Origin of the sequence: Constrictibacter sp. MBR-5, assembly GCF_040549485.1 — a bacterium.
Classification (GTDB): Bacteria; Pseudomonadota; Alphaproteobacteria; order JAJUGE01; family JAJUGE01; genus Constrictibacter.
In genome coordinates, this window is sequence record NZ_JBEPTK010000003.1 from 288,443 (window position 1) to 311,808 (window position 23,366).

Annotated in this window: 21 protein-coding genes and 1 riboswitch; of the genes, 15 read left to right on the forward strand and 6 right to left on the reverse strand. The window is 69.8% G+C overall.

All coding sequences use genetic code 11. The annotated features are described in order from the left end of the window. Position 1: 1 nt before the first annotated feature. Together ABIE65_RS08360 and ABIE65_RS08365 are read right to left on the reverse strand one after the other, a co-directional pair. Positions 2 to 826, reverse strand: coding sequence for an enoyl-CoA hydratase/isomerase family protein (locus ABIE65_RS08360; protein WP_354077047.1), 825 nt, complete (start codon positions 824 to 826; stop codon positions 2 to 4). 95 nt (positions 827 to 921) lie between these two features. Beyond that, positions 922 to 1,716 carry an enoyl-CoA hydratase gene (locus ABIE65_RS08365; RefSeq protein ID WP_354077048.1) on the reverse strand — a complete coding sequence of 265 codons (795 nt, stop codon included), beginning with the start codon at positions 1,714 to 1,716 and terminating at the stop codon, positions 922 to 924. 174 nt (positions 1,717 to 1,890) lie between these two features. On the opposite strand from ABIE65_RS08365, the gene ABIE65_RS08370 reads away from it, so the two are divergent. Continuing rightward, a complete protein-coding gene (locus tag ABIE65_RS08370; protein ID WP_354077049.1) occupies positions 1,891 to 3,171 on the forward strand; it encodes an MFS transporter in 1,281 nt (426 codons plus the stop codon). An 81-nt stretch (positions 3,172 to 3,252) separates the two neighbouring features. Then, entirely contained in the window at positions 3,253 to 4,386 is a 1,134-nt protein-coding gene (locus tag ABIE65_RS08375) for a mechanosensitive ion channel family protein (RefSeq protein ID WP_354077050.1), read from the forward strand. 31 nt (positions 4,387 to 4,417) lie between these two features. On the opposite strand, the gene ABIE65_RS08380 is transcribed toward ABIE65_RS08375, so the two are convergent. Then, the gene (locus ABIE65_RS08380) at positions 4,418 to 6,076 is read right to left on the reverse strand and encodes a flavin-containing monooxygenase (RefSeq protein ID WP_354077051.1); all 1,659 of its coding nucleotides are present in this window, start codon (positions 6,074 to 6,076) and stop codon (positions 4,418 to 4,420) included. Between the two features lie 162 nt (positions 6,077 to 6,238). On the opposite strand from ABIE65_RS08380, the gene ABIE65_RS08385 reads away from it, so the two are divergent. The 8 genes from ABIE65_RS08385 to ABIE65_RS08420 all read left to right on the forward strand — a co-directional run bounded on the left by ABIE65_RS08385 (position 6,239) and on the right by ABIE65_RS08420 (position 14,809). Beyond that, complete coding sequence (locus tag ABIE65_RS08385) at positions 6,239 to 6,589, forward strand: RidA family protein (protein WP_354077052.1); 351 nt, start codon at positions 6,239 to 6,241, stop codon at positions 6,587 to 6,589. Between the two features lie 156 nt (positions 6,590 to 6,745). Further along, positions 6,746 to 8,359, forward strand: a complete 1,614-nt coding sequence (locus ABIE65_RS08390; protein ID WP_354077053.1) for an ABC transporter substrate-binding protein — start codon at positions 6,746 to 6,748, stop codon at positions 8,357 to 8,359. 84 nt (positions 8,360 to 8,443) lie between these two features. Then, on the forward strand, positions 8,444 to 8,824 hold the full coding sequence (locus tag ABIE65_RS08395) for a PRC-barrel domain-containing protein (RefSeq protein ID WP_354077054.1): 381 nt from the start codon (positions 8,444 to 8,446) through the stop codon (positions 8,822 to 8,824). Positions 8,825 to 8,937: 113 nt separating this feature from the next. Next, positions 8,938 to 9,810, forward strand: coding sequence for a DMT family transporter (locus tag ABIE65_RS08400; RefSeq protein ID WP_354077055.1), 873 nt, complete (start codon positions 8,938 to 8,940; stop codon positions 9,808 to 9,810). Between the two features lie 46 nt (positions 9,811 to 9,856). Continuing rightward, positions 9,857 to 10,004: riboswitch (FMN riboswitch) on the forward strand. A gap of 79 nt (positions 10,005 to 10,083) precedes the next feature. Next, complete coding sequence (locus ABIE65_RS08405; protein WP_354077056.1) at positions 10,084 to 10,518, forward strand: 6,7-dimethyl-8-ribityllumazine synthase; 435 nt, start codon at positions 10,084 to 10,086, stop codon at positions 10,516 to 10,518. Between the two features lie 133 nt (positions 10,519 to 10,651). Beyond that, entirely contained in the window at positions 10,652 to 11,989 is a 1,338-nt protein-coding gene (aptA, locus tag ABIE65_RS08410; RefSeq protein WP_354077057.1) for an omega-aminotransferase AptA, read from the forward strand. A gap of 133 nt (positions 11,990 to 12,122) precedes the next feature. Continuing rightward, positions 12,123 to 13,880, forward strand: a complete 1,758-nt coding sequence (locus tag ABIE65_RS08415; RefSeq protein ID WP_354077058.1) for a putative bifunctional diguanylate cyclase/phosphodiesterase — start codon at positions 12,123 to 12,125, stop codon at positions 13,878 to 13,880. Positions 13,881 to 13,963: 83 nt separating this feature from the next. Beyond that, positions 13,964 to 14,809 (forward strand): enoyl-CoA hydratase/isomerase family protein, encoded by an 846-nt coding sequence (locus ABIE65_RS08420; RefSeq protein ID WP_354077059.1) that lies wholly within the window; start codon positions 13,964 to 13,966, stop codon positions 14,807 to 14,809. Positions 14,810 to 14,947: 138 nt separating this feature from the next. Here ABIE65_RS08420 and ABIE65_RS08425 read toward each other — a convergent pair whose 3' ends face one another. Then, positions 14,948 to 15,100: a hypothetical protein gene (locus ABIE65_RS08425; protein WP_354077060.1), complete on the reverse strand. Its 153-nt coding sequence runs from the start codon at positions 15,098 to 15,100 to the stop codon at positions 14,948 to 14,950. Positions 15,101 to 15,190: 90 nt separating this feature from the next. Further along, a complete protein-coding gene (locus ABIE65_RS08430) occupies positions 15,191 to 16,516 on the reverse strand; it encodes a DNA recombination protein RmuC (RefSeq protein ID WP_354077062.1) in 1,326 nt (441 codons plus the stop codon). Positions 16,517 to 16,849: 333 nt separating this feature from the next. Here ABIE65_RS08430 and ABIE65_RS08435 point away from each other — a divergent pair, with 333 nt between their 5' ends. Then, positions 16,850 to 17,359: a hypothetical protein gene (locus ABIE65_RS08435; RefSeq protein WP_354077063.1), complete on the forward strand. Its 510-nt coding sequence runs from the start codon at positions 16,850 to 16,852 to the stop codon at positions 17,357 to 17,359. Positions 17,360 to 17,902: 543 nt separating this feature from the next. After that, positions 17,903 to 18,154 carry a hypothetical protein gene (locus tag ABIE65_RS08440; RefSeq protein ID WP_354077064.1) on the forward strand — a complete coding sequence of 84 codons (252 nt, stop codon included), beginning with the start codon at positions 17,903 to 17,905 and terminating at the stop codon, positions 18,152 to 18,154. Positions 18,155 to 18,195: 41 nt separating this feature from the next. Here the strand turns inward: ABIE65_RS08440 and ABIE65_RS08445 are convergent, their stop codons facing one another. Then, positions 18,196 to 18,681, reverse strand: coding sequence for a YbjN domain-containing protein (locus tag ABIE65_RS08445; protein WP_354077065.1), 486 nt, complete (start codon positions 18,679 to 18,681; stop codon positions 18,196 to 18,198). Between the two features lie 597 nt (positions 18,682 to 19,278). Between ABIE65_RS08445 and ABIE65_RS08450 the strand changes: the two genes are divergently transcribed. The 3 genes from ABIE65_RS08450 (at position 19,279) to ABIE65_RS08460 (ending at position 23,366) form a co-directional block, all read left to right on the forward strand. Then, positions 19,279 to 20,148, forward strand: coding sequence for an isocitrate lyase/PEP mutase family protein (locus ABIE65_RS08450; RefSeq protein WP_354077066.1), 870 nt, complete (start codon positions 19,279 to 19,281; stop codon positions 20,146 to 20,148). An 82-nt stretch (positions 20,149 to 20,230) separates the two neighbouring features. After that, positions 20,231 to 22,177, forward strand: coding sequence for a VOC family protein (locus ABIE65_RS08455; RefSeq protein ID WP_354077068.1), 1,947 nt, complete (start codon positions 20,231 to 20,233; stop codon positions 22,175 to 22,177). Between the two features lie 10 nt (positions 22,178 to 22,187). Then, entirely contained in the window at positions 22,188 to 23,366 is a 1,179-nt protein-coding gene (locus ABIE65_RS08460; RefSeq protein ID WP_354077069.1) for a M20 aminoacylase family protein, read from the forward strand.

The following is a 23,366-nucleotide window of genomic DNA, read 5'->3' on the forward strand; positions in this document are numbered from 1 at the left end:
CTCAGCGGTTGTCCGAGAAGCGCGAGTCGCGCCAGGCCAGGGCCGCCTTCAGGCCCTGTTCGCGACGCAGGCGGCCGAACTCGGCCTTCTCCTCGCTCGGCGTGGCGTTGAGGATAACGTCGATGTCGAGCGACGCCTTCAGCGCGTCCCAGAGTCCCATGATCTCATAGGTGCGGTTGATCGCCCGCTTGGTGAAGAAGACCGACGGGCCGGCCGCCGCGGCGATGTCCGTCGCCAGTTGCAGCCCGCGCGCCAGTACCTCGTCCGGACCGCCCGGCACCACCTCGTTGACGATGCCGATCTCGGCGGCGCGCCTGGCGTCCATCTTGTCGTTGCCGGTCAGCAGCATCTCCTTGGCGTGCTTCGGGCCGACCATCCAGGGCAGCAGCATCGCGACGATGCCGGTGCCGAAGCGCACCTCGGGCTCGCCGAAGCGCGTGCCTTCGGCGGCGACCGTCAGGTCGCAGGCCAGCGCCACCTCGAAGGCGCCCGCCATGCAGAAGCCGTGCACCGCGGCCACCGTCGGCTTCTCGCAGCGCCAGAACGACATGATGAAGTCGAACTGCCGCTCCATCTGCGCCTGGACCTTGTCGACCGTCGACATGTCGCGCGTCGCCGAGGCCTTCATGTCGAAGCCGGCGGAGAAGGCGCGGCCGGCGCCGTGGACGACGATCGCCCGCACCGCCGGGTCGGCCTCGAAGGCGGCGAGGGCCGCGACATTCTCGGCCATCGCCTCGTTGTGGAAGGCGTTGAGCACCTCCGGCCGGTCGAAGGTGAGAATGCCGACCGGCCCCTCCCGGCGCGTCTTGACGAACTCCTGGCTCACGCTGCGCTCCCCGTCATCATGGTTCGCGCCAGCATGCCGCAAGACCGGACCGTTGCCCATCACCCGGCCGCTGGGCCCGGCCCTGCGGACGCCGCTCAGCGTCCCTTGAACACCGGCGCACGCTTGTCGACGAACGCCTGGGCGGCCTCCATGTGGTCCTCGGTGCGGCCGCAGCTGGTGTGGCGCAGGGCCTCCGCGTCGAACACGGTGGCCAGGTCGGCATAGGCCGCCAGGTTCATGTTCTCCTTGATGTAGCCGAGCGCCACGGTCGGGCCGCTGGCCAGGCTCTGCGCCATCGCGGCGACCTCGGCGTCGAAGCGGTCGTCCGGCACGACGCGGTTGACGAGGCCGATCGCCGCCGCCTCCTCGCCGGTCAGCACCGGGCTCAGCATGTAGAGTTCGCGCGCCTTGGCCGGGCCGACGACCCGCGGCAGGAAGTAGCTGCCGCCGAAATCGCCCGACAGGCCGACCTTGCCGAACGCCGTGGTGAACTTCGATCCCGGCGTGGCGATGCGTAGGTCGCAGGCGAGCGCCAGCGACAGGCCGGCGCCGGCCGCCGCACCGCGGATCGCCGCGATCGTCGGCTTCGGGATGTGGTGCAGCAGGCGCGCAACCTCCATGCGGGCACGCAGGTTGCGCACGCGCCGGTCGAAGCTGGCGTCGCGCTCGCTGCCGGTCGCCATCGCCTTGACGTCGCCGCCCGAGCAGAAGGCCTGCCCGGCGCCGGTCAGCACGATGGCGCGCACGTTCGGGTCGCGCTCCGCCGCCTGCACGGCCTCGAGCATCTGCTCGAGCATGACGAGGGTCAGTGCGTTCCGCCGGTCCGGCCGGTTCATCGTCAAGGTCAGCAGGCCGTCTTCCAGCGACTGCAGCAGCACCGCGTCTTCCATGTCTCGCTCTTCCCTCTTCGTCGTTTCGGCGCCGCCCGCGGCGCCCCCGGGCAAGGTCGCACGGACCGGCTTTCGACGGAACGGGGTCGGCGCGGGGACGGGACGACAGGCGCGGAGTGGCGGTCTATGGTCGCTGCCGAACCGTGGATCCGCGCCGGGAGGCGAGACACAGCCGTGACCCGCCTGCCCGCCCTGCTGAACGCGCGCCTGCCCTTCTATTACGGCTGGGTCGTGCTCGGCTGCGTCTGCTGCGCCGGCTTCGCGCGCCAGGGCCCGGCGGTCGCGACCCTCTCGATCTTCGTCGAGCCGATGACCGCCGACTTCGGCTGGTCGCGCACCGCGATCTCCGGCGCCGTGTCGCTCGGCGGCCTGCTCGCCGCAGTGACCTCGCCCTATCTCGGCGTCCTTCTCGACCGGCACGGCGCGCGCACGATGCTCTGCCTGGCGATCGTCGCCACGGGCTTCGCCACCATGGGCCTGTCGCTGATCGGCTCGCTGCTCTTCTTCTACCTGCTCTACTGCATCGGGCGGATGAACTTCGCCGGCCCGTTCGACCTCGGCATCTACGGCGCGATCAACAGCTGGTTCGTCGAGCGGCGTCCGCTCGCCACGTCGATCGCGACGCTGGCGCAGATGTTCGGCCTGATGTCGATGCCGCTGATCGCGCATTTCGCCATCCAGGCGGGCGACTGGCGCAGCGGCTGGGTGGCCGTCGGCATCACCGTGCTCACCATCGGCCTGCTGCCGACCTGGCTGCTGATGGCGCGCCGGCCGGAGGATCTCGGCCTCCTGCCCGACCGCAGCCGCGCCGCCACCGCCGCGGCGCACGCCAGGGCCGGCGCCGGGGCCAGCAGCGACCCGATCGCCGAGCCGGTCTTCACCCGCGCCCAGGCCATGCGTACCCCGGCCTTCTGGATGCTGGCGCTCTACACCCTGCTGATCTACCCGGTGCAGGCGGGCATCAGCCTGCATCAGGCGCCGCACCTGATCGAGAGCGGTCTGGCACCCACCGTCGCCGCGACGGTGATCAGCACCTTCTCCTTCGCCTCGGCGATCGCCGGTTTCGGCCTCGGCATCGTGACGCGGCGGATCGGCGTCAGCGCCGCGCTGATGGTCGTCGGCGTCTGCCTCTCGGCCAGCGCCGTCGCCCTCGCCGCCGTCACCGGCGCGCTGCACGCCTATCTGGCCGCCATGGTGTTCGGCATCGGCATCGGCGGCCTGACCACCGTCCTGCCGATCGCCTGGGCCGACTATTTCGGCCGGCGCAGCTTCGGCGCGATCCGCGGCGTCGCCCTCACCATCCAGGTCACCGCCCAGGCGTCCGGTCCGCTTCTCTCCGGCGCCCTGCGCGACTGGACCGGCGACTACACGCTGTCGCTGGAGGTCTTCGCCGCCCTCTCGCTCGCCGGCACGCTCGCCATCCTGTTCGCCCGACCGCCCCGCGCGCCGAGGTAACCGGCGGGATCGGCGGTGGACTTCGGGGCGGGCCTTGCACACCTCGGAAAAGGGGAGCGAGACCAATCGGCCGGAGCGCGCATGGACCGCCTCACAGACTATCTGTCGTCGCTGCAGGCGAGCCTTCCCTGGGTTCCCGACCGCGCGATCAGCCTCGCCGTCATCGCAGTCGCGGTCGTTCTGGCCTGGTGGCTGCACCGGATCCTGTTCGCGGCCGTGCTGCGTCTCGTCAGCACGGACAACCTGTTCCGCCGGTCGCTCGTCACGCGCACCCGACGACCGTCTCGCCTGGCCTTCCTGATGGTCGCCACGATGCTCGCCGCCTCCGTCGCACCGCTGTCCCCGGAAGGGGCGGGCATCGTTCGGCACCTCATGCTGCTCGGCCTGATCCTGCTGATCGGCTGGATGGCGAGGACGGCGCTGCACATCTGGCTGGTCGTCCACCTGCGGCGCTTCAAGCTGGATTCGGCCGACAATCTCCTGGCCCGCAAGCACGTTACCCAGACCCGTATCCTGCAGCGCATCGCCGAGATCCTGATCATCATCGTCACCATCGCGGCGGCGCTGATGACGTTCGACGGCATCCGCCAGTACGGCATCAGCCTGCTCGCCTCCGCCGGCGCCGCCAGTCTGGTGGTCGGGCTCGCGCTCCAGCCCGTCCTGAAGAACCTGTTCGCCGGCATCCAGCTGGCGATCACCCAGCCGATCCGCATCGACGACGCGCTCCTCGTCGAGAACGAGTGGGGCAATGTCGAGGAGATCACCGCGACCTACGTCGTGGTGCGGATCTGGGACTGGCGCCGGCTGATCGTGCCGCTCAGCTACTTCATCGAGAAGCCGTTTCAGAACTGGACGCGCGAGGGCTCGGCGCTCATCGGCAGCGTCTTCCTCTACGTCGACTTCACCGTGCCGGTAGCGGAGCTGCGCGCCGAACTGGAGAGGGTCGTGCAGTCATCCGACCTCTGGGACGGCCGGGTCGTCGCCCTGCAGGTGACGGACTTCAGGGAGAACACGATGGAGATCCGGATGCTGGCCAGCGCCAGCAACGCAGGCCGTACCTTCGATCTGCGCTGCGAGGTGCGCGAGCGGATGGTCGCCTTCGTCCAGCAACGCTATCCGCACGCCCTGCCGCGGCTGCGCGCCGATGTCATACCGGGCGGCGCAACCGCGCACGTGGACGGTCCCGCGCCGGGACCCTCCACGCAAGCCGGCTGACGGACCCCCGGCTGACGGATTCCGGTACCGTCTACTCCGCGGCGGTCGCGGCGCGGCGCGGCGGCGCGTCCAGGGTGAAGCCCTCGTACCCGTTGGCCGCCACCGCGTCGCATTTCTCGCGATAGACGCCGACCCCGCCGACATAGGGCATGAAGACCCGCGGCTTGCCGAGCACGTTGGCGCCCATGTACCAGGAGTTGGCTTCGGGATAGAGGGTGCGGTGGGCGACCTCGTTGCCGTGCTCGACCCAGGCGTCCTCGGCCGCCAGGGTCGGCTCGATGCGCGTGGCGCCGCTGGCGCGCATGTCGTCCAGGCAGCGGGTGATCCAGTCCACGTGCTGCTCGATCGACACGATCATGTTGCTCAGCACGGACGGGCTGCCGGGGCCGGTGATCATGAACATGTTGGGGAACCCGGCGCTCATCAGCCCCAGATAGGTGCGCGGCCCCGCCGCCCACTTGTCCGCCAGGCTCTGATTGCCGGTGCCGCGGATGTCGATCTTCTGCAGCGTGCCGGTCATCGCGTCGAAGCCGGTGGCGAACACGATGTCGTCGACGGCGTAATCGCGGCCGCCGACGCGCACCCCCGTCGGCGTGATCGCCTCGATCGGGTCGCCGGTCAGGTCGACCAGTTCGACGTTGTCGCGGTTGAACGTATCGAAATAGTGGCTGTCGACGCAGATACGCTTCGTGCCGATCGGGTGGTTGCGCGGCTGCAGAATGGCGGCCTTCTTCGGGTCCTTCACCATCTCGGCGATCTTGCCCCGGACGAATTCCGCTGCCGTGTCGTTCGACGCCTTCTTCGTCAGCAGGTCGTGGAACGCGCCCATGAAGGCGGTGCCGCCGACTTCCCAGCGCGCCTCGTAGTGGCGGCGCCGCTCCTCCTCGGGCACGTCGGCCGCCGAGCGCGGATCGATGTCGTAGAGGATGCCGGTGCGCATCGCCCGCGCCTTGCGGCGGCGCTCGGCATATTCCGCCTTCCACTCGGCCTCGTATTCCGGCTCCATCGGCCGGTTGCGGGTCGGGATGCTGAAGTTCGGCGTGCGCTGGAAGACCGTGAGGTGCTTCGCCTGCTCGGCGATGACGGGGATCGCCTGGATCGCCGACGAGCCGGTGCCGATCACCGCGACCCGGCGTCCAGCGAAGTCGACAGGCTCGTGCGGCCAGGCGCCGGTATGGAAGGTGCGGCCCTGGAAGCTGTCGATGCCGGGGATCTCCGGCAGCTTCGCCGCCGACAGACAGCCGGTCGCCATGACGCAGTGCTGTGCGCTGACCCGGTGGCCACGATCGGTTTCGACCATCCACCGGCCGCTCGTCTCGTCGAAGGCGGCGCGCGTCACGCGCGTCTCGAAGGTGATGTCGCGGCGCAGGTCGAACCGGTCCGCGACATGGCCGGCATAGCGCAGGATCTCCGGCTGGCCGGCGAAGCGCTCGGACCAGCGCCACTCCTGCTGCAGATCCTCGGAGAAGGAGTAGGAATACTGCATGCTCTCGACGTCGCAGCGCGCGCCGGGATAGCGGTTCCAGTACCAGGTGCCGCCGACGTCGCTCGCCACGTCGAAGATGTGCGCCGACATGCCCAGCCCGCGCAGCCGGTGCAGCATGTAGAGGCCGCCGAAGCCGGCGCCGACGATGACGACGTCGACACTGTCGGGGACCGTGGCCTGCGTCTGCGCCTGATCGACGGGCATGCGTTTCCTCTCCGGACTCTTGCGGCTGGATGATCACCCCAGGTTGTCCGGACAGCATGTCGGAGTCAAGCGTGGCGGCCCCCGCACGCCCGAAATCCGGGGATGCGCGCCGCCGCGGATGGGCTATCGTCCGCGTTTTCGAGACGCGTCAGGGAACGAGAGATGATCAAGCGCAGCGCAGAATATGCCGGCATCATGCACGAGGTGGTCGAGCACAACGGCGTCCTCCACTTCGCTGGCGTCGTCGCCGAAGACGCGAGCCTGGACATGGAAGGCCAGGCCCGGCAGGTCTTCGCCCAGCTCGACGACCTGCTGAAGACGCATGGCTCCAGCCGTGACCACATCCTGTCGGCGCTCGTCTTCGTCACCGACATGAAGGCGAAGCCCGCGATGAACGTCGCGTGGAAGGAATGGCTGGCGCCGGCGAACCTGCCGACCCGCGCCACCATCGGCGTCGCCGACCTGGACGGCTACCTGATCGAGGTGGTCATCACCGCGGCCGTCGCGAAGTAGGTTGGCAGAGACGGCGCCGCGACCGACGCGCAGGCCTTGGTCGCGGCGCCGGCGCCAGACATACTCGACGCATCGGAACAGGGAGGGAGCAATCGGTTAGTCGGTACGCAGCAACGGTAGGACGTCCACCCCCAAAAAAGAAAACAGGAGGAGACGATGGGACGCAGTCACCGTATCAGGGCCCGTGTGGTGCCATCCTTGCTCGCGGCATGTCTGCTGGCGGCGGTGCCGCTCGGCGGCGCGGCGGCGCAGAAGGCCGGCGGCATCCTGAAGGCGCAGCAGTTCAACAATCCACCCAGTCCGTCGATCCACGAGGAAGCCACCGTCGCCGTCGTGGTGCCGTTCATGGCCGTATTCAACAACCTGGTCATCTACGACCAGAAGGTGCCGCAGAACTCGACCGAGAGCATCCGTCCGGAGCTCGCCACCGAGTGGAAATGGAACGACGACGGCACGAAGCTGACCTTCAAGCTGCACGAGGGCGTCAAGTGGCATGACGGCAAGCCGTTCACCGCGGCAGACGTCAAATGCACCTTCGACATGCTGACCGAGAAGTCGACGACGCAGAAGCTGCGCCGCAACCCGCGCGGCGCCTGGTACGGCAATGTCGAGCAGGTCTCGACCAACGGCGATCACGAGGTCACGTTCGAGCTGAAGCGCCGCCAGCCGTCGCTGCTCAATCTCCTCGCGTCGGGCTACACGCCGATCTATCCCTGCCATGTCTCGACCGACGACATGCGCAAGAAGCCGATCGGCACGGGGCCGTTCAAGTTCGTCTCCTTCAACCAGAACGAGAGCATCAAGCTCGAGAAGAACAAGGAGTACTGGCGCAAGGGGCTGCCGTACCTCGACGGCATCGAGTATGCGATCATCGCCAGCCAGTCGACGCGCATGCTATCCTTCATCGCCGGCAACCAGGACATCACCTTCCCCAGCGACGTGTCGCCGCCGCTGCTGAAGGACATCAACTCCCAGGCGCCGCACGCCCAGTGCACGATGCGGCCGAGCAATGTCAGCACCAACCTGATCATCAACGAGTCCGCACCGCCCTTCGACGACCCGAAGATGCGCCGGGCGATGGCGCTGGCGCTCGACCGGGACGCCTTCAACGAGATCCTGAACGAGGGCAAGGCGTCGATCGGCGGCACCCTGCTGCCGCCGCCCGCAGGCGTCTGGGGCCTGCCGACCGAGAAGGTGAAGACCCTCGTCGGCTACGGCGACGTCGAGAAGAACCGCGAGGAAGCGCGGGCGATCATGCGGGAGAAGGGCTACGGCCCCGACAAGCGCATGAAGCTGAAGGTGATCACCCGCAACATCCCGACCTTCCGCAACCCCGCCGTCATCTTCCTCGACCAGCTGAGCGAGATCTACGTCGACGCGGAGCTCGAGATCATCGAGAGCGCCGTCTACTACAACACGGTGTTCCAGAAGAAGTATTCCGTCGGCATCAACCAGACGGGCAGCGCCGTCGACGATCCGGATCAGCATTTCTACGAGAACTATGCCTGCGGCTCGCTGCGCAACTATACGGGCTATTGCAACAAGGATCTGGAGAAGAAGTTCGACGCGCAGTCGGCCGAAACGGATCTGGAGAAGCGCAAGCAGCTGGTCTGGGAGATCGACGCGTTCCTGACCAACGAGGTCGTGCGGCCGATCATCTTCCACGGCGTCGCCGCCGGCTGCTGGCAGCCCTACGTCAAGAACTACGGGCTGATGGTCAACAGCATCTACAACGGCTGGCGCTACGACGAGGTCTGGCTCGACAAGTAGGGCCATGCCGCCGGCGCGGCGGCGGAACGGTTGCGGCGGAAGGGTGTTTTTGCTCGGTCTTTCCCGAGAACGGAGCTCTGACCGATGCGAAACATCCTCCTCGCCGCGACCGTCGCCGTAGCGACGGCACTCCCCGCCGCCGCCTCGGCGCAGGGCACGCAGGCGGTGGGCTACCGGGAGGCCGAGGACGACCGCGCGATCGTCCAGCCCTTCAACCGCACCGTCGACGAGATCGAGGACATGAACGTCTTCGGCACGGGCGGCGAGAAGATCGGCGAGGTCGACGAAGTGCTGGTCGACAGCGCCGGCAGCATCGTCGCGGTGGCGGTCGAGAGCGGCGGCTTCCTCGGTATCGGCGACGAGGAAGTCGTCGTGATGCTGGACCAGCTGACCCTGGAGGGCGACCGGTTCAGCACCGGCCTGACGAAGGACCAGCTCCTGGCCCTGCCGCGCTGGAAGGACTGACCCCTTCCGCCGTTCCCGGGGAGCCCTTGTTCGCCGGGTATCCCCGTGTAGTCTGACGGTCGTCGGTGCCGCGCGCGAGCGGTGTCGGCGGCCGTTGGCATCTGGGGGCAGGGTTGATCCGTCTGGTACCGGTCGTTCTGGCCGTCATCTGGGGCCTGAACTGGCCGGCGGTGCGGATCGGGCTGACCGCCATGCCGCCCTTCATGCTGCGTGCGTTCGGCATGGCCTGCGGCGCGGTGATCCTGTTCGCGCTGGCCACCGCCCTCGGCCGCAGCCTGCGCGTGCCGCGCGCCATGTGGGTCCGCACGGCCGTTGCCGGCGTCCTCAACATCGGCCTGTTCAACATCGCCGTCGCCTTCGCCCAGCTGGCGACCTCGACCTCGCGCGCGGCGATCCTGACCTTCACCATGCCGCTCTGGTCGGCCCTGTTCGCCCGGCTGCTGCTCGGCGAGCGGCTCGACCCGGCCCGCGCCTGGGCCCTCGCGGCCGGCGCCCTCGGGCTCGCCCTCCTCGCCGTGCCGGTCTTCGCCGGCGAGGGCAACCTGCTCGGCCTCTTCTTCCCGCTGCTCGCCGCCGTCAGCTGGGCTTCCGGCACGGTCTTCCAGAAGTGGAAGCCGATCGACGCCGACCGCATGGCGGCGACCGCATGGCAGCTCGCGGCCGCGGCGACGCTGGCCGCGACGGGCATGCTCGTCACCGGCACCACCGCGCTCGTCGGGCCGATCGACATCGAGGTGACCTGGGCGCTGCTCTATCACGTCGTCCTGGCGAACGCGCTCGCCTACTTCCTCTGGTTCGGCATGCTCGACCGGATCAGCGCCACCACCACGGCGATGACGACGCTGATGATCCCGGTCGTCGGCGTGCTCGGCGCCATGGCGCTGATCGGGGACCGACCCAGCCTGCTCGACATGCTGGGATTCGCCGCGATCCTGCTCGCCGCCGCCATCGTCCTGCTGGGTTTCGGGTCGGCCTCGCGGCGCTGACGTATCCCACCGCGATTGTCAGCCTGCCGGCTTTATCATACCGTTCGCGCGTTCTCAGGGCGGGGCGGAAATCCCCACCGGCGGTATGCGGCGTCAGCCGCGAGCCCGCGAGCGCCTTCCGCGTGCGGAAGGGTCGAGCAGATCAGGTGCGATGCCTGGGCCGACGGTCACAGTCCGGATGGAAGAGAACGTGCGTTCCTGCTGCCCGCGCCGGGCATCGGGTCCGCTCGTGATCGCCTTGGGTGACGTGTCCGTTAGCCAGAGGAGATCGCGATGACACCCACCCGCTACGCCTTCGTCAAAGCCCAGTGGCACGCCGACATCGTCGACCGTGCGCTCGACGGTTTCCACGAGCTCGTCCCGGCCGAGGCCGTCGACGTGTTCGACGTGCCCGGCGCCTTCGAGCTGCCGCTGCTCGCCCGCGACCTGGCGGCGAGCGGCCGCTACGCCGCGGTCGTGGCCGCCGCCTTCGTCGTCGACGGCGGGATCTACCGCCACGACTTCGTCGCCCAGGCGGTCGTCGACGGGCTGATGCGCGCCGGCATGGATTCCGGCGTGCCCGTGCTCTCGGTCTCCCTGACGCCGCACCAGTTCCAGGAGACCGAGCATCACCGGCGCATCTTCCGCGCGCATTTCGTCGAGAAGGGCCGCGAGGCCGCACGGGCGGCGCTGATGATCGGCAAGGTCCGCGCGTCCCTTGCGGCATGAGGTCCGCGGGGTGAGGCGGTGACATTTCAGCCGCCTTGCCCCTGCCCGCGATCGTGCTAGCCTGCGGCCCCAGATCTGCGCGCCGCGGGCCCCGTGCCTCCGTCAGCCGCGCTTTCGGAAAAGGGATCTCCCGATGTCCTCCTCGACGCTCGCCCATATGGAAACGAACGACCTCGACGCCTTCTTCATGCCGTTCACCGCGAACCGGCAGTTCAAGAAGGACCCGCGGCTCGTCGTCGGCGCCGAGGGCATGTATTTCCGCACGCCCGACGGCCGCCAGGTGATCGACGCCTCGGCCGGCCTGTGGTGCGTCAACGCCGGCCACTGCCACCCGAAGATCGTCGAGGCGGTGCAGAAGCAGGTCGCCGAACTCGACTTCGGCCCGACCTTCCAGATGGGCCACCCGAAGGCGTTCGAGCTGGCTTCGCGCATCGGCGTGCTCGCGCCGGGCGACCTCGACACGGTCTTCTTCGCCAACTCCGGCTCCGAGGCGGTCGACACCGCGCTCAAGATCGCCATCGCCTATCACCGCGCCCGCGGCGACGGCCAGCGCTACCGCCTGATCGGGCGCGAGCGCGGCTATCACGGCGTGGGATTCGGCGGCACCGCGGTCGGCGGCATCAAGAACAACCGCAAGGCGTGGGGCCACATGCTGGTCGGCGTCGACCACATCCGCCACACCCACGATCTGTCGCAGATGGCGTTCAGCCGCGGCCTGCCGGAGTGGGGCGCCCACCTCGCCGACGACCTGGAGCGGCTGTGCGAGTTGCACGATCCCTCCACCATCGCCGCCTGCATCGTCGAGCCGGTCGCCGGCTCCACCGGCGTGCTGCCGCCGCCGAAGGGCTATCTGAAGCGCCTGCGCGAGATCTGCGACAAGCACGGCATCCTGCTGATCTTCGACGAGGTCATCACCGGCTTCGGCCGCACCGGCACCGCCTTCGCGTCGGAGACGTTCGGCGTCGTCCCGGACATGATGACCCTGGCCAAGGGCATGACCAACGCCACCGTGCCGTCCTCGGCGGTCGTCATGCGGCGCGGCATCTACGACGCCTTCATGTCGGGGCCGGAGTGGATGATCGACCTGACGCACGGCTACACCTATTCCGCGCATCCGCTGGCGGTCGCCGCCGGCCTCGCCACCATGGACGTCTACCAGGAGGAGGGCCTGTTCCAGCGCGCCGCCGACCTCGCCCCCTATTTCGAGGACGCGATCCATTCGCTGAAGGGCCTGCCGAACGTCATCGACATCCGCAACTTCGGCATGATGGCCGCCATCGAGGTCAGCCCGCGCGAGGGCGCGCATCCCACGGCGCGCAGCTACGACCTGTTCCTCGACTGCTGGCAGAACGGCGTCTACACCCGCTTCGCCGGCGAGACGCTGGCCTTCTCGCCGCCACTGATCGCCGACCGCGGCCATGTCGACCGCATCTTCGAGACGGTGGCGGCGGCGCTGAAGCGCGTCGCCTGAGGTCGCGGCGCCACATCGCGGGCATTTTCGCCGTATGCGGGGTAAGTCTTTCTTAAGCGGGCTGGCCTAGGGTCGGATCGGGCGGAACACAACCGTCGAGAGCGCAGGACGCGCGGTCCACCGCAGGTAGCCCATGCCCGTTGACGGCGAAAAGACGAACCGTTTGCATGCGGCGCTCCAGGCGTCGGGCGACGTCGCGTACGACTGGGACCTCCGGGCCGACACGATCGGCTGGTTCGGGCCGGTCGCCGATGCGTTCGGGCTGGAGGAGGGCGCCGTCCTCGCCACCGGCGACGCCTTCGCCGGTGCGATCCACGGCGACGACCTGCCGCTGCGGCTGAAGTGCCTCGCCCGGCATTTCGTCACCCGCGAGCGCTTCGAGTGCGAATACCGCATCCGCTCCGGCACCGGCTTCCGCTGGGTGCACGAGCGCGGTGCGGCCGAGTTCGGCGCGTCGGGCCGGCCGGTCCGTCTCGCCGGCACGCTGCGCGCCATGACCTCGCGCCGCCTCGCCGAGGAGCGGCTCGAATATCTCGCCAGCTACGACGAGCTGACCGGCCATTTCAACCGCAGCCGCCTGCGCCAGGCGATCGAGCAGGCGCTGGCCCAGGCCGGCCGGCGCCGCCGGCGCGGCGGCTTCCTGCTGGTCGACATCGACCATCATGCGCGCATCAACGACGCCTTCGGCTTCGAGAACGGCGATGCCGCCATCGTCAGCCTCGGCGAGCGGCTCGACCGGCTGGTCGGGCCGGGCGACGTCATCGGCCGCATTGAGGGCGACGCCTTCGGCGTCCTGCTCGACAAGGGCGGCGAGACGCGCGTCCAGCATCTGGCCGAACGCATCATCCGCAGCCTCGGCGAGCAGCCGCTGGCCACCGCCGGCGGTCCCGTCTCCGCCACCGTCTCGATCGGCGGCATCGTCTTCCCCGAGGCGGCGCAGAGCGCCCAGGACGTCGTCGCCCGCGCCGAGACGGCGCTCGCCCAGGCCAAGCGCGACGGCCGCAACCATTTCGTGCTGTACCGGCTGAGCGACGAACAGCGCCGCGACCTGCGCCAGGACATGATCGTCGCACGCCTGGTCCAGCGGGCGCTCGCCGAGGAGCGGCTGGTCCTCGCCTACCAGCCGGTGATCGAGGCGAAGGGCGGCCGCATCGCCTTCTACGAATGCCTGCTGCGCCTGCGCAAGCAGACCGGCGAGATCGTCGGCGCCGCCGAGTTCGTGCCCGTCGTCGAGCAGCTCGGCCTGATCCGCCAGATCGACCGCAAGGTGCTGAGCCTCGCCGTCGCCGAGCTCGTCGCCGACCCGGAGGTCGTGCTCGCCATCAACATCTCCGGCCTCACCGCCAACGACCCGGCCTGGCTGCGCGCCCTGGTCGCCCTGCTCAAGGGCAAGCCCCACCTCGCGCGCCGCCTGATCGTCGAGATCACCGAGACCGCGGCGATCCGCGAGATCGGCGAGACGGCCCGCTTCGTCGCCTCGGTGCGCGAGCTCGGCGCGCGCGTCGCCCTCGACGATTTCGGCGCCGGCTACAGCTCATTCCGCCACCTGAAGGCGCTGCCCGTCGACATGGTCAAGATCGACGGCTCCTTCGTCGACGAGGTCGCCGCCGACGAGCGCAGCCGCCTGTTCGTCCGCACCCTGGTCGGCCTCGCCGCCGGCTTCGGCCTGACCACGGTCGCCGAAGGCATCGACAGCGCCGAGACCGCCGCCGCCCTGGCGGCCGAGGGCGTCACCTACCTCCAGGGCTTCCACCTCGCCGAACCCCGCCTGTTCCGCGCCCCCGTCCGGAGCGAGGGGGCAAGTCCGATGCCCATCCCGAAGCCTCTCCCGGCGCAGCGCACCGCGCGACGGAAGGGTCGGGGCGCGGACGGCGCCGGGCCCGCGGACTGACCTGCCTCTCCATTTCGGCTGTCCCTGTCGCTTCCGGCATTTGTCCGTATAAACTCCGGCCGATCCAGACGGGAGGCCGCCCTATGTCACAGACGCGCACCGAACAGCTCATCCCCGGTTCCGACAGCCTGACGCTCGCCGTGGAGGGCGGCGTCGGGCTGCTTACGCTGAACCGGCCGAACGCCAAGAACGCCCTCGACGGCGACATGATGCGCATCGGCATGCCCGCCTTCGTCCACCGTGTGCGCGAGGACGACGCCATCGCCGCCGTGGTGATCACCGGTGCCGGAGGCGATTTCTGTTCCGGCGCCGACGTGAAGCGCATGGGCGGTGCCTCCGCCATGAGCCACGCGGAGCGCAACGAGAACCTGCGCGCCATCCTCGGCTGGATCTACGGCCTGATCCACCTGCCGAAGCCGGTGATCGCGGCGGTCGACGGCATCGCCTTCGGCGGCGGGCTCAGCCTGGCGCTGACCGCCGACATGCTTTTGATGAGCGACCGGGCGCGCTGCAGCCTGTCCTTCGGCCGCATCGGCCTGACGCCGGACATGGGCGTCGGCTACACCCTGCCGCGCCGTGTCGGTGCGGCGCGCGCCAAGCAGCTCGCCTTCACCGCGCGCTCCGTCTTCCCGGACGAGGCGCTGGCGCTGGGCATCGCCGACGCCGTCCACCCGGCGGCCGACCTGCTGCCCGAGGCGACCCGCATCGCCCGCCGCTTCGCCGAGGCCTCGCCCGAATCCCTCGCCCAGGCGAAGCGCCTGTTCAACATGTCGCTGGACAGTACGCCGGAGCAGATGATCGAGGCCGAACTCGCCGGCCAGCTCGCCTGCCGCCAGACCGCCTACCACGAGGACGCGGTCGCCCGCTTCGCCCGCAAGGAGCCCTACCGCTTCAACTGGGACGCCATGGACAAGGCTGAGGGACGATAGGCCGCCCCCTCCCTGAGGAGCGCCCACCGGGCGCGTCTCGAAGGGCGGGGACGGCCGGTCCGCGAACCAGCCTCGGCCCGCCCGCGCGCTTCGAGACGCCGCCTCCGGCGGCTCCTCAGCACGAAGGCTACGCGCGCCTCAGCTGAAGATGCCGGCGTCGGTCACACCCCCAGGCCCGGCCTCCGCATCGTCCGCCGCGCTGACGGTCAGCTGCGGCGTCGACCAGGCCTTCCGAGTCCGCATGTCGGTCTCGTCCGCGCTGGTCTTCGGGCTCTCGAAATCGTCGGTCATGCGGTCTCTCCATCGACACGCGTTTTGCGGCACCACTGTACCGCGACCCGCGGATACGAGATAGTGCGATTGCCGATAGCGGCGCGGCGGCTATTCCGCCGCCTCGTCCTCCCCGGGCACTGGCGCGGCAGCCTCCGCGGGCGCTTCCCCCGGCAGCCGCTGCACCGCCTCCAGCCGCCGCCCGATCGCCCGTTCGCGCACCCGCACCGCGTCGATGTCGCGCTCCGCCTGGCGCAGGCGCTGCTGCACCTTGTCGAGCACGTCGCCATATTTCCCGAACTCGCTCTTCACCGCCGCCAGCAGCCGCCACACCTCGGACGAGCGCTGCTGGATGGCCAGCGTGCGGAAGCCCATCTGCAGGCTGTTCAGGATGGCGTTCAGCGTCGTCGGCCCCGCCGGCACCACCCTGTACTGGCGCTGCAGCGCGTCGGCGAGGCCCGGCCGGCGCAGCACCTCGGCGTACAGGCCCTCGGTCGGCAGGAACATCACGGCGAAGTCGGTGCTGTGCGGCGGGTGGACGTATTTGGCGCCGATCTCCTGGGCCGAGCGCCGCACCCGCGTCTCCAGCGCGCGCAGCGCCGCCTCCTCGGCCGCCCGGTCGCCGGCGTCGGTCGCCAGCACCAGCCGCTCGTAATCCTCCACCGGAAACTTCGAATCGAGCGGCAGCCAGACACACCCGGCCGTTCCCGCGCCGGCGGCGCCGGACGCCCCGGACGCGCCGTCCCCGGGCAGCCTGATGGCGAACTCCACCCGCTCGCCGCTGCCCGGCCGGATCTCGACGTTGCGGCCCACCTGGTCCGCCGTCATCGCCTGGTCCAGCAGCGCGCCCAGCGCCACCTCGCCCCAGGTGCCGCGCGTCTTCACGTTGGCCAGCACGCGCTTCAGGTCGCCGACCCCGGCGGCCAGCGCCTGCATCTCGCCCACACTCTTGTGCACCCGCTCCAGCTGCTGCCCGACCAGCCCGAATTTTTCGCCCAGGCGCTGCTCCAGCGTGGCGTGCAGCTTCTCGTCGACGGTGGCGCGCATCGCCTCCAACTTGGCCGCGTTGTCGGCGCGCAGCGCGTCCAGGCGCGTCTCGACCGCCGCCTTCACCGCCTCCAGACGCTCGGTCTGCATGGTGGTCAGTTCGACCACCCCGCCGCGCAGGTCGCCGCCCAGCCGGTGCAGCGTCGCCGCCACCTCCTCGCGCAGATCCCGCGCGGCCCGTGCCGCCTCCGCGCGCGCCGCCGCCGTCTCGTCGCGCAGCGCCCGCTCCAGATCCACCTCGGCCCGGCGGCCGCGCCGCACGCCGAGACCCAGCCACACCACGGCCACCAGCAGCAGGACCACCAGCCCGACCAGCAGCTGCGTAGCCGCCGTCTCCGCCGCCAGCGACCCCGCCACCTCCTCGAACCAGCGCCCGACCCCCTCCGCCAACGCAACCCCGTCTCAACGCTCTGTCCCGGCCGCGCGCGCCGACGCGCCGCTCCGATATCCACCGCGCCGCCCATAGCCCGGCGCATGACGAGCACATACCGTGAACACGCCCGGCGCCGCAACCCCGACACCCGCGCCCATCCCTCTCCGTGTCATGCCCGGGCTCGACCCGGCACCCAGGGCCGACGCTTCAACGCCCCGTGCAGCGCCGGCCATGACGGACTATGGTGAACCCGATGCGATCACGGAACGCGACGCGATAAGCTCAGCTGATACGTATTCGCAAGGGCACTGAGCAGATGATTATCGCGACAGACCTGGATTAAGTTGACTATGTTCACTCCGTCGAGCCGTGTGCTTGTGTTTGCCGCACTCCTTGTTTCTACAGGGCTGTGGCTGGCCATCTCTTCGATTGCCGCGAATGCAGTCCATGTATTTGCAAAGGGCAATTACGCGTGGAACGGGTTTGGGTCGATCTCCGCATGGTCCCTCGCTGCCTGCTCGCTGTGGACCCTCACAGTCGGCTATGTGCTGACGAAGAGTGATATTGTCAGCGGCAAGACGTTCTGGCTCGGTATCTGCGCCGTGCTTGGGTGGGTGCTGTTGCTCTCGGTATTGGCCGTGCTCGGTGACGAATGGCTCGCTGGGCTGAAGGCTGTCTCGTCGTTGGTGTGGGCCGCCGAGGTTGCGGGAGCTGCGCTCCTGGTCAGGTATCTGCATCGACACGGGTCAGAGTTGCCAGCCCTTCAGGGACTATGGCTCGGCGTTGTGTCTCTGACGCTTCTGGTCGGTGCAAAGGCGCTTTTTCTCGGTTTGGTACCTGGCGTGACCGTGAGGATATAGGACGAAACGGGCAAGCGGCGGCGCCCAGCGGCACCACAGTCACCAGCAGCCGCACCGCGCCAGCGGCGCCGGAGGGACCAGCACAGGCCGTGAACACGCGCGGCATCGCAACTTCGCCCCCTTCGCAGATCAGCGCGTGCGGATCGTCGGGTCAGTCTGCGATGCCATCCTTCGGCATCGGCGGCGCATCCCAGAAGCCTCGTCAGATCGTCGCGCTTCGCCGTTACACCCGCGCGCGAGCAGCACCTGTCATCTGCATGGGAAGCGGGATCCGCTGGGCGGACGATAGAGCGGGCACGGGCAAACTAAGCCACGAAGGGAGCGAGGGGCCGGAGCCCTCCGCCCTGCCTCACGCGGCGTTGCTGCCCCGCAACTTGGCGGCGCCATCCCCGCATCCCGGATCAGCTGAAGGTGTCGGACCCATCGCCGCCAGCCTAGTCTCCCACCGTTTGTACTATCATCCGACCCGACTGTTCCGGTCGCGTGCTTGTACTCAGCCCAGGTGGGCACCTAGTCTTGGCAACCTGCCGAAGGAATAGTGCCATGGCCGACGACATCGAAGCCCTGCGCAGCGAGATCCCCGCCTTGCGGCGCGCGCAGGCGAACGACACCGCTATTCTGAAGACGCGCCGCGCCGAGTTGGTCGAGCTGCGAGCCATTCTGCCGAACCTCACGGGCACAACGGGTCCGCTGCAGGAACGGGAGATCTACCTGGTCGCCAGCATCAAGCGCCTCGAGGCCCAGATCGTCGACATCGGCCGGGCGATTGAGCTGATCGGGGAACAGGCGTCGTAGGCGAACGTCGTTCGCCGGCATGGCCTCGGCCCTCGCTCCCCCTAGAACTTCCCCGTCTTCCTGTACCCGTCGAACACGTCCAGGAACTGCGACCAGCCCTTGTAGACGTTCTCCAGGTATTTCTCCGTCACGCCGCCGTCGACGCTCACGTCCATGCGGATGCCCAGGCCGCCGTCGGTGCGGCGGAAGGCGGTGGTGTAGCGGCGCTTGGTGTTCCATTCGTTGAGGTCGCGCAGGTCGAGCCGGTCGCCGGGCTTCCACCAAGTCTGGAAGGTCATCGAGCGGCAGCGCTGGCCCTCCTGGCAGTTCGGGAAGGCGATGCTGAAGTCGAGGCCGTTCGCGGCGCTGGAGATGAAGGGGGCGCCGCTCTTGGATTCCTTGATCTGGGCGGGATGGCCCATGCCGGCGACGATGCGCTGCATGTCCTCCGCCCGGACGCCGTCATACACCGACTGCGCCGATGCGCCGGTCGTAACCAGCGTGCCGAACCCCGCCAGCAGGGTGCACGCGAACAGGAACCGACGCATTCGTGTCTCCGGGTGATGTGAGGCGCGCACCCTAGACGAACCCCGGCCCGCGTCCATCGCCGCGGCGGGCTGAGCCGCGCGGGGGTCGCGGTTTTCGACATGGCGGAATCATCGCCACAGGTCGCAGGGGCGGGCCGTGCGGGCCTTGGCCGGGCGTTCGCCGTCAGCTATATGAATAATGTCCTGGATGGCACGGCGCGGCGCGCGGCGGTCCGGGCCCTGCTGTCGGACACCGTGAAGATGGCATCGCCCGATACCGGACGCCGGACGGGAACCCGCTGCCGCGACCCACGAAAACCCATGAAAGGGAATGTTCGCCCACCCGCACACGCCGGGGACCGCCAGGGAGACCGCGAGAGGGACCGCGAGGCGGACCCCCATGAAACACCATGAAAACCTATCCGCCGCAGCGGGGCGTCGCAGGGGCACCCCCATAAAACACCATGAAAACCTATTCGCCGCTCCCACCCCTCATCCCACCCCTTCACTACGCTTCCCCGCCCGGAGAGACCGTCCCGCCGGCCCCGGCTTGTGGGGCGGCGGGCGGGGTCCTATCGTCGGCGCCACACCGACGCCCCGACCGCGAGGATCCAGCCCATGACCGCATCCGCCCCCGACCGCCTGCGCGCCCTGCTGGCGCAGCCCGACTTCGTCGTGATGCCGGCGGTGTGGGATGGGCTCAGCGCCAAGCTGGCGGCCGCGGCCGGGTTCAAGACGGCGTTCCTCTCGGGCTCCTGCGTCGCGGCGAGCCGGCTCGGCGGGCCGGACCTCGACCTCGTCTCGTTCGGCGAGATGTTCGACAGCTTCCAGATGGTGCACGGCGCGGCGCCGCAGACGCTGGTCCTGGCCGACGGCGACCACGGCTACGGCAACGCGATGAACGTGCAGCGCACCGTGCGCGCCTATGGCCGGGCCGGCGCCGCCGCCGTGCTGATCGAGGACAAGATCACGCCGCGCGCCCTGACCGCCGCCGGCAAGCCCTGCCTGCCGCGCGAGGACGCCCGCATGAAGATCCGCGCCGCGGTCGAGGCGGCGAAGGAGAGCGGCATCCTGGTGCTGGCGCGCACCGACTGCCGCCCGACCCAGGGCATCGACGAGGCGGTGGCGCGCATCGAGATGTATGTGGAGGAGGGGGCCGACATCCTCTTCCTCGACTCGCCGGCCGACGACGACGAGGTGCGCCGGGCGGTCGCCGCCGCCGCCGGCCGGCCGTCCTTCGCGGTGCTGTCGCCCGGCGCGCCGCGCGCCACGCCGTCGCAGAAGCAGGCCGCCGAACTGGGCTTCAAGATCGGCACCTACCCGACCGGCATGCTGTCGCCCGCCGCCGCCGGGATGAAGGCGGGCCTCGCCGCCCTCGCCGCCGGCGAAGCCGAGGCCGCCTCGGCCATGGCCCCGGCCGAACTGCGTGACACTCTGGGCTACGGCGACTACGACCGCATGGCCAAGCCGTTCATCGTGCAGGGATAAGGCGGGGCGGGCAGGGCGCGGCGCCCTTTCCATCGCCTGCCGCGGCGGCTAGCATCGCCGCCTGCCAAGAGGAGGAGCTGCGGTGACGGCACTGGAACTCGACCATGTCGGATTCATGGTCCACGGGCTCGATGCCGGCGAGGCGTTGTGGCGCCGGCTGGGCTTCACCCTGTCGCGCCGCAGCCGCCAGATGGGCTTCGACAAGGCGACCGGGACGACGCAGAACTGGGCCTCGGCCAACCACATCGTGCCGCTGCGGCGGGGCTATCTGGAGCTGATCGGCATCGTCGACCCGGCGGCGCCGAACCCGTGGGCCGGCCATCTGGCGAAGGGCGAGGGGGCACACATCCTGGCCATCCGCTGCGGCCGGGCCGATCCGACCTATGAGCGGCTGGGCGCGGTACAGGACGCCTTCGACCCGCCGGTCGACCGGCGGCGGCAGGCGCCCTACGGCGACGGCGAGCGCGAGATGCGCTTCCGCAACATCTTCAGCCGCGACGCGGCGACGCCTGAGGCGCGCTGGATCCTGATCGAGCACCAGACGCCCGAGGTCATCTGGCAGGACGCGCTGATGACCCACGCCAACGGCGCCGTTTCGCTGGAAGAGGTGGTGCTCTGCGGCCGCGACACGCGCACGCTCACCGACCGCGTCGGCGGCATCCTGAGCGACGCCACCCAGCAGTTTGAGGCGGGCGTCACGCATTTCGCGGCCCGCGGCGGCGGCAGCATCGCGGTGGCCGACCCGGTGGCCTTCGCGGCACTCTACGAGGACGAGCGGCCGCCGGAGCGGCCCTGCATCGCCGCCGTGCGCATCGGCGTCGCCAACGTCGCGCGCTCCTTCGATTATCTGACGGCGGCCGGCTTCGTCGCGCACCGCGGCGAGCGGCCCGACAGCTTCTGGATCAGCGCCGCCGAGGCCGGCGGCTGCGTCCTGGAGTTCGTGCAGGCGGACCGCAGCCTCGTCGCCGACACCCCGTCCATCACCGCCGTGTCCGCCGGGTCGGCCACGACGCCGACCTGGACCGTCACCGCCGACCCGGCACCCGTGGCCGCACCGACCGCCGCACCGGAGGCCTCACCGCCGGCAGCACCGATCCGCCTCGACCTCGCCGACCTGCAGCTCGACCATATCGGCGTGGCGGTCGGCGACCTGGACATGGGCGAGGCGACCTACGAGCGGCTGGGCTTCCGCCTGACGCCGCGCAGCCTGCACTCCGGCGCCATCACGCCCGGCGGGCCGGTCGAGCCTTGGGGCTCGGGCAACCACTGCGCGATGTTCGTGCGCGGCTATCTCGAGATCCTCGGCATCACCGACCCGAACCTGCACAGCTCGGCCAAGGCGATGCTGGCGAAGTACGAGGGGGCGCACATCGTCGCCTTCGGCGTGAAGGACGCGGCCGGCGCCTACGAGACGCTCAGCCGGCGCACGCCGGGCATCAACCCGATGCGCGCCCTGGAGCGCGACGCCGCCTACGGCTCCGGCACGCGGCGGGCGAAGTTCCGTAACGTCTACACCACGGCCGAGGCCTTCCCCGAGGCGCGCTTCATCTTCATCGAGCATGTGACGCCGGAGGTCATCTGGCAGCCGACGCTCCTCGACCACCCCAACGGCACGCTGGGCATCCTGGAGGTCGCGATCTGCACCGCCAACTTGGCGGAGAGCCGGATGCGGCTCGCCGGCCTGCTCGGCGCCGAACCGGACGAGGACGCGCATGGCGGCCTGGTCTGGCGGCTTGGCCGCGGCGCGCTGCGGCTGCTGTCGGAATCCGCGCTGGAACGCTGGGCGCCGGGCACGCGGCCGCCGCACGTCCCCTGCGTCTGCGGCCTCGTACTGGAGGTCGGGCACCTGCACAAGACGCGCGACATCCTGGAGGCACAGGGAGTCGAGACGCACGACTATGTGCACGATCATGCGGACGACCGGCCGGCGCTGCGTATCGACGCCGCCGAGACGCACGGCATCGTCCTCGCCTTCGTCGAGGCGGAAGACCGCACCCACCCGCAGGAACCGCTCGTCGGACCGCAATAGGACCAGCCGCATGCCGATCATCAACCGCATCGCCGAGTTCCAGTCCGAGCTGACCGCCTGGCGGCGCGAGCTGCACCGCCATCCGGAGACGGCGTTCGAGGAGGAGTGGACCTCGGCCTTCGTCGCGGAGAAGCTGGAGTCCTTCGGCCTGGAGGTGCACCGCAACATCGCGAAGACCGGGCTGGTCGCCGTCCTGCGCGGCCAGACGGACAACGGCCGGGCGATCGGCCTGCGCGCCGACATGGACGCCCTCGACATCACCGAGGCGACGGGCGTGCCCTACGCCTCCGAGCGGCCCGGCAAGATGCACGCCTGCGGCCATGATGGGCACACGGTGATGCTGCTCGGCGCCGCCCGCTACATGGCGGAGACGCGCAACTTCGACGGCACCGTCTACTTCGTCTTCCAGCCGGCCGAGGAGAACGAGGGCGGTGCCCGCGTGATGATCGAGGAAGGCCTGTTCGACCGGTTCCCGATGGACGCGGTCTACGGCATGCACAACCGGCCGGGCCTGCCCGTCGGCCGCATGCAGATGCGCGAGGGCCCGTCGATGGCGGGCTTCGACATCTTCGAGATCACGATCGACGGCTACGGCACCCACGCCGCCCGGCCGCACCAGGGCATCGACCCGGTGGTCGTCCAGGCGCAGATCGTCATGGCGCTGCAGACCATCGCCAGCCGGCAGGTCGACCCGATCGAGAGCGTCGTGCTGAGCGTCACCCAGGTGCACGGCGGCGACACCTGGAATGTCATTCCGCCCCGCGTGGTGTTGCGCGGCACGGTCCGCTGCTTCAAGCCGGAGGTGCAGGACCAGACCGAGGCATCGATGCGGCGCATCTGTGCCAACATCGCCGCCGCCTACGACGCGCGGGTGGAGGTGCGCTACGAGCGGCGCTATCCGCCGCTGAGCAACGATCCGGCGCACATTGCGCTCTGCGCGGAGGTCGCGTCGGAGGTCTGCGGCGCCGACAACGTGACCGTCGGGTCGCCGCCCGGCATGGGCTCGGAGGACTTCGCCTTCATGCTGCAGGAGAAGCCCGGCGCCTACGTCAACATCGGCAACGGCGCCCTCGGCCAGCATGGCGGCACCGTCGTGCACAATCCCGGCTACGACTTCAACGACGAGGCGCTGACCTGGGGCGCGACCTTCTGGACGCGGCTCGCGGAAAAGGCGCTGCCGCGCGGCTAG